Annotated in this window: 10 protein-coding genes and 2 pseudogenes; 11 read left to right on the top strand and 1 reads right to left on the bottom strand. The window is 66.3% G+C overall.

The genetic code is table 11. The features are described from left to right. The first annotated feature begins 10 nt into the window (after window positions 1–10). Window positions 11–889 (top strand): aldo/keto reductase, encoded by an 879-nt coding sequence (locus VGG53_RS04015; protein ID WP_331516701.1) that lies wholly within the window; start codon window positions 11–13, stop codon window positions 887–889. 37 nt (window positions 890–926) lie between these two features. After that, complete coding sequence (locus VGG53_RS04020; RefSeq protein WP_331516712.1) at window positions 927–1,553, top strand: PaaI family thioesterase; 627 nt, start codon at window positions 927–929, stop codon at window positions 1,551–1,553. Here VGG53_RS04020 and VGG53_RS04025 read toward each other — a convergent pair. Continuing rightward, window positions 1,550–2,547: pseudogene (locus tag VGG53_RS04025) on the bottom strand (cation:proton antiporter); the annotation flags it as partial. The gene VGG53_RS04020 and the pseudogene VGG53_RS04025 overlap by 4 nt on opposite strands. Window positions 2,548–2,744: 197 nt before the next feature. Between VGG53_RS04025 and thrS the strand changes: the two are divergent. From thrS to VGG53_RS04070, 9 genes and pseudogenes are all read left to right on the top strand, one after another. Beyond that, entirely contained in the window at window positions 2,745–4,799 is a 2,055-nt protein-coding gene (thrS, locus tag VGG53_RS04030) for a threonine--tRNA ligase (protein WP_331516702.1), read from the top strand. Next, on the top strand, window positions 4,792–5,340 hold the full coding sequence (locus VGG53_RS04035) for an HIT domain-containing protein (RefSeq protein ID WP_331516703.1): 549 nt from the start codon (window positions 4,792–4,794) through the stop codon (window positions 5,338–5,340). The genes thrS and VGG53_RS04035 overlap by 8 nt, the downstream gene beginning before the upstream one ends. A gap of 10 nt (window positions 5,341–5,350) precedes the next feature. Next, window positions 5,351–6,022 (top strand): phosphatidylinositol phosphate synthase, encoded by a 672-nt coding sequence (pgsA, locus tag VGG53_RS04040; protein ID WP_331516704.1) that lies wholly within the window; start codon window positions 5,351–5,353, stop codon window positions 6,020–6,022. Between the two features lie 56 nt (window positions 6,023–6,078). Beyond that, window positions 6,079–6,966, top strand: coding sequence for a phosphatidylinositol mannoside acyltransferase (locus VGG53_RS04045; protein ID WP_331516705.1), 888 nt, complete (start codon window positions 6,079–6,081; stop codon window positions 6,964–6,966). Next, window positions 6,966–8,090, top strand: coding sequence for a glycosyltransferase family 4 protein (locus tag VGG53_RS04050; RefSeq protein WP_331516706.1), 1,125 nt, complete (start codon window positions 6,966–6,968; stop codon window positions 8,088–8,090). The genes VGG53_RS04045 and VGG53_RS04050 overlap by 1 nt, the downstream gene beginning before the upstream one ends. Beyond that, window positions 8,090–9,130, top strand: a complete 1,041-nt coding sequence (locus VGG53_RS04055; protein ID WP_331516707.1) for an NUDIX hydrolase — start codon at window positions 8,090–8,092, stop codon at window positions 9,128–9,130. Before VGG53_RS04050 ends, VGG53_RS04055 begins: the two co-directional genes overlap by 1 nt. 167 nt (window positions 9,131–9,297) lie before the next feature. Beyond that, window positions 9,298–10,185: a hypothetical protein gene (locus tag VGG53_RS04060; RefSeq protein ID WP_331516708.1), complete on the top strand. Its 888-nt coding sequence runs from the start codon at window positions 9,298–9,300 to the stop codon at window positions 10,183–10,185. 234 nt (window positions 10,186–10,419) lie between these two features. After that, complete coding sequence (gene pdxS / locus VGG53_RS04065; protein WP_414688877.1) at window positions 10,420–11,268, top strand: pyridoxal 5'-phosphate synthase lyase subunit PdxS; 849 nt, start codon at window positions 10,420–10,422, stop codon at window positions 11,266–11,268. 9 nt (window positions 11,269–11,277) lie between these two features. Then, window positions 11,278–11,412: pseudogene (locus tag VGG53_RS04070) on the top strand (acyl-CoA thioesterase II); the annotation flags it as partial.

The following is an 11,412-nucleotide window of genomic DNA, read 5'->3' on the forward strand; positions in this document are numbered from 1 at the left end:
GGTCGGCAAGGTGACTACCCAAGCTCCCGCCCAAGCATCCGGAACCTTCACTCTCGGCGGTGATCTCAGCATCAACCGTCTCGGCTACGGCGCAATGCGTCTGACGGGCAAGGGGGTTTGGGGCCCACCCGACGACCGAGACGAATCGGTTCGCGTGCTGCGGCGCGCGGCCGAACTCGGCGTCAACTTCATCGACACCGCCAACTCATACGGCCCCTACTTCGCCGAGGAGATCATCCGCGAGGCGTTGCATCCCTACGACGGCCTGGTGATCGCGACCAAGGCGGGGCTGCTGCGCACCGGGCCCGACGTGTGGATCCCGCTGGGATTTCCCGCGTACTTGCGCCAAGAAGCCGAACTGAGCCTGCGACGGCTCGGCGTAGACACCATCGATTTGTTTCAGCTGCACCGCATCGACGACAAATTCCCGCTGGAAGACCAGATCGGCGAGCTGGCCAAGTTGCAGCAGGAGGGCAAGATCCGCCACATCGGTCTGTCGGAGGTCAACGTCGACCAGCTGCACGCGGCGCAAAAGATCACCCAGATTGTCTCGGTGCAAAACCTATACAACCTGACCACCCGCACCGCCGAAGAACTCCTGGACGAGGTCACCAAGCAGGGCATCGGGTTCATCCCGTGGTTCCCGCTGGCCGCAGGCCCGCTGGCGGCGCCGGACGGTCCGCTGGCCAAACTCGGCGCCGAGCACGGCCACGCGACACCCTCGCAGCTGGCGCTGGCCTGGCTGCTGAAACGCTCACCGGTCGTGCTGCCGATTCCGGGAACCTCGTCTGTGGCGCACCTGGAAGAGAACGTCGCCGCTGCTGAGATCGAACTCAGCGACGACGAGTTCGAGAAGCTGAGCGCGCTCGGGCAGCAACAGAGCAGCTAGCCGCACGACACAGCGCGCCGCCGGGCAATACGGTGTTCTGGTGGCCGGCGAGCATGCGCGACATCCAGGCGGGGGATTCAACCCGCCCGAACCGACGACCAAGGGCGGACCGGACTACGGCCGGTTCATCGAAGCGGTGCGCACGTTGCAGGACCACGCCCGCGCGGTCGATGCGCCCGACGAGGTGATCAGCGAGGCGGCTGACCTGATCGACAAGGTGTCCGGCTTACTCGGCCCCTTCGACACCGACGAGTGGGCCACCCCGTCCGGGCGCCGCATCGACCTCCCGAACCGCGGCAACATCCTGCCGGTGCCGATGAAGGTGCACCGGACCGACGACGGCCGCATCGAGGGATGGGCCCGCTTCCGGCGCTTTCATCTCGGGCGCAACGGTGCCGTCCACGGCGGCGCGCTCGGGCTGTTGTTCGATTCGGTCCTGGGCATGACGTCAGGGGTGATCACCGGCGGGCCGCGCCAACGCACCGCGTACCTACGCATCAATTACCGCCAGATCGTCCCGATCGACAAGGAATTGCAGGTCGACGCGTGGGTCGACCGGGTGGAAGGCCGAAAGATCTTCGTAGCGGGCCGGTTGAGCGACGGCGACGCAGTGCTCACCGACGCCGAGGCGCTGTTCGTTCTGCTCAAACCGGGCCAGCCTTAGGGCGATTGCCACGTCGTCATCGGCAGCATGACCTCTTCGTGGTCGAGTTCGCGTTCGAGCGCACGAAGACTCTTGTCGGACAACATGCCGGCGTCGCGCCAGCGCAGGAGCTCGTCACGCTCGGCGTCGATGGCCGCTCGCCGTATTCCGACGGCTGCTTCATAGGCAGGGATGGCGGGCACCTCGTCGGACTCCGTGGACTCCAATACGTCGAGTCGTCGTCGGTATCGATCCAACCTGGCGGACAACTGTTCGCGCGCGCCGTCGATCGCCCGTGCCGAGACGTCGTCACCATGCGTGCGCCTCATCTCGTCGAGCCGCTCCAGTGCGGCCTCAACGGCAGCGGCGCGCGCTTGATTGCGCAGCAGCGCTTCGTCGACGGCATCGGCGCGAAGGCCCAGCGCCCGCACGACCGGAGCGAATGTGCCGCCCTGGCCGATCAGCGTCACCAACACGATCACGAAGGTGCACAACAGCAGGAGATCGCGGTCGGGAAATGGCGCGCCGCTGTCCGTGACAAAGGGCACCGCGAAAATCGCCGCGAGGCTGACCACACCGCGGGTGCCCGCCCAACTCAGCGCGAAAATCTCACGGCCGTCAAGTCGCTGCGAGTTGCGATCCCGCCGGCGACGGCGCCCCGGCCCATCGGCGTCATCGACGGAGGCGGTGTCGGCAACGTTGCCAAGCCAGGTGTGCATGGGTCCCGGTAGGGACTGGGTGAGCAACAGCCACAGCGGCGTATCAACAGCACCAGCGTGACCGTAATGGTGATCGCGACGATGATCGTCGACGGCGAGTAGCCGTTCAGACCGTCGACGATGGTCGGTAACTGCTGACCGATCAGCAGGAACACCAGGCCTTCCAGCAAGAAGTTGACCAGGCGCCACACGGCTCGGGTTTGCAGCCGGCTTGCTCCCGATTCCGATCGCGGCGAGTCGTGCCCGACGATCAGTCCGCAGACCACCACCGCAAGCACGCCGGAGGCGTGCACCTCCCGGTGCGCTCGCCGATCCAGTTCACGACGAGGAAGACGGCGACTGCGGCGAGCAGCAACGCCAGAGCCGTCTCCACTGCCACACCGTCATTGTGCCGGACTTTCGGGGGCTGCTTGACGGCCCTGCTGGCCGCCGGACCGCCCCGATAGCATGGTCGGGTCCCTTTGAACACCCGAAAGCCATGGAGACCGCGTCGATGACCGCCCTCGCCCACCCCGCCCCAGCAGCCCCGATCCGGGTACCTGCCGGGACGACCGCGGCCGCGGCGGTGCGCGAAGCCGGCCTGCCGGGCCGCGGAGCCCCCGACGCGGTCGTGGTGGTGCGCGACGCCGACGGCAAGCTGCGCGATTTGAGCTGGGTCCCCGACGCCGATGTCGACGTCATCCCGGTCGCGGCCGACACCGACGACGGGCGCAGTGTCATCCGGCACTCGGCCGCGCATGTGTTGGCACAGGCCGTGCAGGATCTGTTTCCGCACGCCAAGCTCGGGATCGGGCCGCCGATCACCGATGGCTTCTACTACGACTTCGACGTGGCCGATGCGTTCACGCCGGAGGACTTGGACAAGCTGGAAAAGCGGATGCGCCAGATCGTCAAAGAGGGCCAGCTGTTCGACCGTCGTGTCTACGAGTCCAAGGATCAGGCCCGCGGCGAGTTGGCCGGCGAGCCTTACAAACTCGAACTCGTCGACGACAAATCCGGCGATCCCGACGTGATGGAGGTCGGCGGCGACGAGCTGACTGCCTACGACAACCTGAATCCCCGTACCCGCGAACGTGTTTGGGGTGACCTGTGCCGCGGGCCGCACATCCCTACCACCAAACACATTCCGGCGTTCAAGCTCACCCGCAGCTCGGCCGCGTATTGGCGGGGCGACCAGAACAACGCCAGCCTGCAACGTATCTACGGAACCGCGTGGGAATCGCAAGAGGCGTTGGACCGTCACCTGGAATTGCTCGAAGAAGCTCAACGTCGCGATCACCGCAAGCTGGGCGTCGAGCTCGATCTGTTCAGCTTTCCCGACGAAATCGGTTCGGGCCTAGCGGTTTTCCATCCCAAGGGCGGTGTTGTGCGCACCGAGCTGGAAGACTATTCGCGGCGCAAGCACGCTGAGGCGGGATACCAGTTCGTCAACACCCCGCACATCACCAAGGAGCAGCTCTACATCACGTCGGGCCACCTCGAGTGGTACGCCGACGGCATGTTCCCGCCGATGCACATCGATGCGGAGTACAACGAGGACGGGACGGTCCGCAAGCCCGGCCAGGACTACTACCTCAAGCCGATGAACTGCCCGATGCACCATCTGATCTACCGGTCTCGCGGCCGTTCCTACCGGGAACTTCCGTTGCGGCTGTTCGAGTTCGGCACCGTCTACCGCTACGAGAAGTCCGGCGTGGTGCACGGCCTGACCCGAGTGCGCGGCATGACGCAGGACGACGCGCACATCTACTGCACCCGCGAGCAGATGCGCGACGAACTGGCGTCGCTGTTGCGCTTCGTGCTGGATCTGCTGGCCGACTACGGCCTCAACGATTTCTACCTGGAGTTGTCCAGTAAGGATCCGGAGAAGTATGTCGGCTCCGACGAGGTATGGGACGAAGCGACCGAGATTTTGAGCGAGGTCGCCGAAGCCTCAGGCCTGCATCTGGTTCCCGACCCCGGCGGTGCCGCGTTCTACGGCCCGAAAATCTCCGTGCAAGTCAAGGATGCGCTGGGGCGCAGCTGGCAGATGTCGACCATTCAGCTGGACTTCAACATGCCGGACCGGTTCGACCTGGAATACACCGCCGCCGACGGTTCGCGGCAGCGTCCGGTGCTCATCCACCGGGCACTGTTCGGTTCGATCGAGCGGTTCTTCGGCATCCTCACCGAGCACTATGCCGGCGCATTCCCCGCCTGGCTGGCACCGGTGCAGGTCGTCGGCATCCCCGTCGCCGACGGCCACGTGCAGTATTTGGAAGACGTTGCCGCGCAACTAAAGTCGCACGGTATCCGGGTTGACGTGGACGCCAGCGACGACCGGATGGCCAAGAAGATCGTCAACCACACCAACCAGAGGGTGCCGTTCATGCTGCTGGCCGGCGACCGCGACGTCGAGGCCGGCGCGCTCAGTTTCCGGTTCGGTGATCGCACGCAGATCAACGGGGTTCCCCGCGACGAGGCGGTAGCCGTCATCAAGCAATGGATCGCCGGCCGTGAAAACGACGTTCCCACTGCCGATTTGGTCAAGGTGAGCACGCGTGGCTGACGACTCGATCGTCGACAGAGGCGTTGGTGAATCCGACCATCTGCAGCGGCTGTGGACGCCGTACCGGATGAGTTACCTGGCCGAGGGGCCCTTGAAGCGGGAGGATGACGACCTGTCCCAGCCGTTCACAGACATCCCGCAGCTGTCCGACGAGGACGGCCTGGTGGTGGCCCGCGGTGAGCTGGTGTACGCCGTACTCAACCTCTATCCGTACAACCCGGGTCATTTGATGGTGGTGCCGTACCGCCGGCTTTCAGAACTGGAAGATCTGACCGAGTCGGAAAGCGGCGAGCTGATGGCCTTCATCCAGAAGGCGATCCGCGTCATCAAGAATGTGTCGCGCCCGCACGGTTTCAACGTCGGGGTCAACCTGGGCCGCTCGGCCGGCGGCTCGCTGGCCGAACACCTGCACGTGCACGTGGTACCGCGATGGGGCGGCGATGCCAACTTCATCACGATCATCGGCGACTCGAAGGTGATTCCGCAGCTGCTGCGCGACACCCGCCGTCTGCTGGCCACCGAGTGGGCCAAGCAATCATGAGTGGGCAGTCGTGAGCAGGCTGTTGTCCCGCGAGGGCGTCGCTCGAGTCACCACCCCGGTGGCGCGCGCGTTCCTGCATGCAGGTTTCACCGCGGACGGGGTCACCATCATCGCCACCGCCGCCGCGGTACTGGCCGCGTTGACGCTGTTTCCCACCGGCAAGCTGTTCGCCGGCACCCTGGTGATCTGGTTCTTCGTCATGTTCGACATGGTCGACGGCGCCATGGCGCGAGAAAGCGGCGGCGGCACCCGATTTGGCGCGGTGCTGGATGCCACCTGCGACCGCATCAGTGACGGCGCGGTGTTCTGCGGGCTGGCGTGGTGGGCGGCGTTCACACTGGGCAGCCGGCCACTGGTGGTGGCCACGTTGATCTGTCTGGTCACCTCGCAGGTCATTTCGTACATCAAGGCCCGAGCGGAAGCCAGTGGGCTGCGCGGTGACGGCGGTTTCATCGAACGGCCGGAACGGTTGATCATCGTGCTCGTCGGGGCGGGGCTGTCGGACCTGCCGGTCTTTCCGTTGCCGTGGGCACTGCCGGTGGCGATGTGGTTGTTGGCGGCGGCCAGCATGATCACCTGTGCTCAGCGGTTGCACACCGTACGACACTCGGCCGGCGCGGCCAATTCGCCTCCGCCACCGGGGAAGCCAGGCCAGGTTGATCCTGGGAGGGGCGAGCCGTGATCGTCCCGGCCGGTTTGAAATTGCCTGGTGTCAGCGGTCTTTCGCTGGGCAGTCGAATGACCGACTGGGGTTATGCGACGGGGTGGCTGACGGTGCGTGCCATGCCGGAATTCGCCGCGCGCAACGTCTTTGGCGCGGGTGCGCTATACGCGTCGCGCAACGGGGGACCGGACCAATTGCGCAAAAACCTCGCGCGCGTCATTGGCGTAGCTCCAAAGGACGTGCCGGGCAGCCTGATGCGTGCGTCGCTGGCCTCCTATGCGCGCTATTGGCGAGAGGCTTTCCGGCTGCCGACGATGGATCACGGCGCGCTTGGCGAGCGGCTGGCGGAACTAGTGGAAGGCAACGAGCATGTCGACGCGGCGCTGGCCGACGGCCGCGGTGCCGTGATGGCGTTGCCGCACAGCGGAAACTGGGATATGGCCGGGGTGTGGTTCGCCCAGCAGTACGGCAGGTTCAGCACTGTCGCCGAACGGCTCAAACCCGAGTCGCTGTACCGGCGGTTCATCGACTACCGGGAAAGCCTCGGATTCGAGGTGATTCCACTGTCCGGTGGTGAGCAACCACCGTTCCCGTTGCTCAGCCAACGACTTTTGGACAACAAGCTCGTGTGTCTGATGGCCGAGCGCGACCTCAGCCGCACCGGAGTTCAGGTCGACTTCTTCGGCGAACCAACCAGAATGCCGGCCGGCCCGGCGAAGCTGGCAATCGACACCGGGGCGGCACTGCTGCCGGTGCACTGCTGGTATGACGGCGACGACTGCCGAATCAGGTTCTACCCGCCGCTGGACTGCTCCAGCGGTGACATCGGCGTCGTCACCCAGGCGCTGGCCGAGGTCTTCGCCCGCAACATCGCCGAGCATCCCGCCGACTGGCACATGCTCCAGCCTCAGTGGCTGGCGGATCTACCGCCCGAACGACGGGCCCGATTGGCGGAGACCTGATGCGGATCGGGATGGTGTGTCCCTACTCGTTCGACGTGCCGGGCGGGGTGCAGTCGCACGTGCTGCAGCTTGCCGAGGTGATGCGGGCTCGCGGTCAGGACGTCAGCGTGCTCGCACCGTCGTCGCCGCACGTGTCGCTGCCCGAGTACGTGGTGTCGGCCGGCCGGGCCGTGCCGATTCCCTATAACGGTTCGGTGGCCCGGCTGCAGATCAGCCCGGCCGTGCACGGCAAGGTCCGGCGCTGGCTGGCCGACGGCGACTTCGACGTGCTGCATCTGCACGAACCGAATGCCCCCAGCCTGTCGATGTGGGCGTTGCGGGTCGCCGAGGGGCCGATCGTGGCCACCTTCCACACCTCCACCACCAAATCGCTGATGCTGTCGGTGTTCGGCGGCTTGCTGCAGCCCATGCACGAGAAGATTGTCGGCCGCATCGCCGTGTCCGACTTGGCCCGGCGCTGGCAGATGGAAGCGCTGGGCTCGGATGCCGTCGAGATCCCCAACGGTGTCGACGTTCACGCGATCGCCTCGGCCCCGCTGCTCGACGGGTATCCGCGGTCGGCCAAGACGGTGCTGTTTCTGGGCCGCTACGACGAATCGCGTAAGGGCATGGCGGTGCTGATCGAGGCGCTGCCCAGCCTGATCGAGCGGTTTCCGGGACTACAGGTGCTGATCGTTGGCCGCGGTAGCGAAGACGAATTGCGGGCCAAAGCGGGCGATTTGGCCGGACATCTGCGCTTCCTCGGTCTGGTCGACGACGCCGCCAAAGCGTCGGCGCTACGCAGCGCCGACGTCTACTGTGCACCGCATCTGGGCGGGGAAAGCTTCGGCATTGTGCTCGTCGAGGCGATGGCCGCCGGTACTCCGGTGGTGGCCAGCGACCTGCATGCGTTCGGGCAGGTGCTGCATGACGGGAAGGCCGGGCGGCTGGTGGCGGTCGACGACAGCACCGCCCTTGCCGAAGGCCTGATCGCGGTGCTGGAGAACGAACAGCTGGCCAACCGCTACGCCAAAGCGGGCGCCGAAGCGGTGCGGCGGTACGACTGGCCGGTGGTGGCCAGTCAGATCATGCGCGTCTACGAGACGGTCGCCGTCACCGGGACCAAGGTGCAGGTGGCGAGCTGATGTCGTGGACGATCGTGCTCGTCGTCGCACTGGCGTTGCTGCTGACGGTGGTGATTGGGTTCGGCGCCTGGGGATATCGCGCGGCCAACCGCCTAGACCGCCTGCACGTGCGCTACGACCTGTCCTGGCAGGCTCTCGACGCGGCACTGGCCCGACGGGCCGTGGTGGCTCGCGCGGTCGCGGCGGACACGTTCGACGCCGCAAGCGACGCGGAGGCCAAGCGACTGGTGGGGCTGGCCGACGCGGCAGAACGCGCCACCCGCCCGGCCCGCGAGGCGTGCGAGAACAAGCTGTCAGCCGCGCTGGCGATGGTCGATCCGGAGTCGGTGCCTGCGGGTCTGACCGCCGAGTTGGCCGACGCCGAGACCCGGGTGCTGCTGGCCCGCCGATTCCACAACGATGCGGTCCGCGACACGCTCGCGCTGCGCGAGCGGCGCCTGGTCCGGTTGTTCCGGCTGGCTGGAACAGCAACGCTGCCAACCTATTTCGAGATCGCCGAACAGTCGCAGGCACCACGGCATGCCGATCAGCCGGCAGTCGACCGCCGCACATCGGCGCGGGTGGTGTTACTCGACGAGACCGGCGCGGTGTTGCTGCTGTGCGGGTCCGACCCCGCCGCGTCCGAACCACCGCCGCGGTGGTGGTTCACCGTGGGCGGTCAGGTCGGCGTCCGGGAGTCGCTGGCCCAGGCCGCCGCTCGCGAGCTGGCCGAGGAAACGGGCCTGCGGGTCGATCCCGCCGACATGGTCGGACCGATCTGGCGGCGCGACGCGGTGTTCGACTTCAACGGCGCAGCGATCGACAGCGAGGAGTTCTTCTTCGTCCACCGCACCCGGCGCTTCGAGCCGTCCACCGCGGGGCGTACCGAATTGGAGAACCGCTACATCCACGGCCACCGCTGGTGTGACCGCGCGGACATCGCCGAACTGGCCGCCGCCGGCGAGACGGTGTATCCGCTTCAGCTTTCCGAGCTGCTCACCGAGGCGGTTGCATTGGCCGGCTCGCCGGATCGGCCCCGGCAGCTGCAATCGATCCGCTGAGACATTGCCTGGCCTTGCCGCGCCTTGACGCGCCTTGACGCGAGCAGGCGCAGAATCGCACACCAGCGGGCCACCCGATGCGATTCTGCGTCTGCTCGGCAGATGGTATCCACAGTCCGGGTCTGCGGCGACTGGCGAATTGTGGATGGTCCCCACATGCTTCCCGGGTGTACGCCGACGCCCTGGCCGTCTTGGACGCCAGCGGGGGGTTCGCGACGACCGCGGAATTGCTGAAAGTCATGACTCGTCAGCAACTCGACGTTCAAGTCCGCAACGGCGGCGTCGTTCGCGTGTGGTACGGCGTCTACGCCGCGGCGCAACCAAATCTGTTGGGGCGCTTGGCGGCGCTCGACCTCTTCATGGGGCAGCGGGCCGTTGCATGCATGGGTACTGCGGCGGCCTTATATGGGTTCGACGTGGAGAACACGACCGCCATTCATGTGCTGGACCCGGGCACACGTATGCGTTCTGCGACTGGCCTGAAGGTTCATCAGCGAGCCGGAGCCCCGCTACACGGGATAGCGGGTCGGCTCGCAACAGCGCCGGCGTGGACCGCGGTGGAAACCGCACGAGAACTTCGGCGACCGAGGGCATTGGCGACCCTCGACGCCGCTCTACGCTCCGGGTGGTGCACGCACGGCGAACTGGAGCGGACGGTACTTGAGCAGCGCGGTCGACGCGGCATCGGTGCAGTACGCGGGCTGCTGCCCTACGCCGACGCGCGGGCGGAGTCGGCCATGGAAAGCGAAGCGCGGCTGGTGATGATCGATCACGGTCTTCCGCTCCCCGTCCTTCAGCACGAGATTCGGGGCCACAACGGCGAGCGGTGGCGTGTCGACTTTGCCTGGCCTTATGCCCGTGTCGCGGCAGAATACGAGAGCATCGAATGGCATGCGGGCCGCGACGAGATGCTCAGAGACAAGACCAGGTGGGCAAAAATCCAAGAGCTGGGTTGGACACTCGTTCCGATTGTGGTCCAAGACGTGCGACGGGAACCCGGCCGGCTGGCAGAGCGGATCGCCAGCCACCTAAATCGACCCGCCATGGCCAGTTGACGACGGCGAGCAGACACAGACTCGCACGCCAATTGCCGTTGCCATGCGACTCTGCGTCTGCTCGCGGTTGGGGCGGTTCTTGAGGGCGCGACGGGGCCCGGGCGGGCGCTGGGAATAACTGCTTGGCGTCCACCACTAGAATTGGGTGACACCAGTTGAAGGAGATCAGCAGTGGATAGCGCCGCTTCGTCGAACGGCACTGGGCGGACGGGAACCGCGCGGGTCAAGCGCGGGATGGCCGAGATGCTCAAGGGCGGCGTGATCATGGACGTCGTCACGCCGGAGCAGGCCCGTATCGCCGAGGGCGCCGGCGCTGTCGCGGTGATGGCGCTGGAGCGAGTTCCAGCCGACATCCGCGCACAGGGCGGGGTGTCGCGGATGAGCGACCCCGACATGATCGAGGGCATCATCGCCGCGGTCACCATCCCGGTGATGGCCAAAGCCCGCATCGGTCACTTCGTCGAAGCGCAGATCTTGCAGAGCCTCGGCGTGGACTACGTCGACGAGTCCGAGGTGCTGACGCCGGCCGACTACAACCACCACATCGACAAGTGGAAGTTCACCGTTCCGTTCGTCTGCGGTGCGACCAACCTGGGTGAGGCGCTGCGGCGGATCAACGAGGGCGCGGCGATGATCCGCTCCAAAGGCGAGGCCGGCACCGGCGACGTGTCCAACGCGACCACACACATGCGTGCCATCGGCGGCGAGATCCGTCGGCTGGGCTCACTGTCCGAAGACGAATTGTACGTGGCGGCAAAGGAATTGGCTGCTCCCTACGACCTCGTCGTGGAGGTTGCGCGGGCCGGCAAGCTACCGGTCACGTTGTTCACCGCCGGCGGTATCGCCACCCCGGCCGACGCCGCGATGATGATGCAGCTCGGCGCCGAGGGGGTATTCGTCGGCTCGGGCATCTTCAAGTCCGGCGATCCGGCGCAACGCGCGGCGGCGATCGTGAAGGCCACCACCTTTTTCGACGACCCCGACGTGCTTGCCAAGGTATCGCGCGGCTTGGGCGAGGCGATGGTGGGCATCAACGTCGAGCAGGTTCCCGAGCCGCATCGCCTGGCCCAGCGCGGCTGGTAAAAACAGTCCGTGTCGATCGAAAAGATCCTCGATCTCGAGCAGCTCGAGGTCAACATCTACCGGGGCAGCGTGTTCAGCCCGGAACAGGGCAACTTTCAGCGCACCTTCGGCGGCCAGGTGGCCGGCCAGTCACTGGTGTCCGCG

The organism is Mycobacterium sp., from assembly GCF_036490025.1.
Classification (GTDB): domain Bacteria; phylum Actinomycetota; class Actinomycetes; order Mycobacteriales; family Mycobacteriaceae; genus Mycobacterium.

Coding starts and splice junctions, on each gene's coding strand:
- thrS (WP_331516702.1), top strand. CDS start 2,745: ATGACCGCCCTCGCCCACCCCGCCCCAGCAGCCCCGATCCGGGTACCT.
- VGG53_RS04045 (WP_331516705.1), top strand. CDS start 6,079: ATGACCGACTGGGGTTATGCGACGGGGTGGCTGACGGTGCGTGCCATG.
- pdxS (WP_414688877.1), top strand. CDS start 10,420: ATGGCCGAGATGCTCAAGGGCGGCGTGATCATGGACGTCGTCACGCCG.
- VGG53_RS04055 (WP_331516707.1), top strand. CDS start 8,090: ATGTCGTGGACGATCGTGCTCGTCGTCGCACTGGCGTTGCTGCTGACG.
- VGG53_RS04050 (WP_331516706.1), top strand. CDS start 6,966: ATGCGGATCGGGATGGTGTGTCCCTACTCGTTCGACGTGCCGGGCGGG.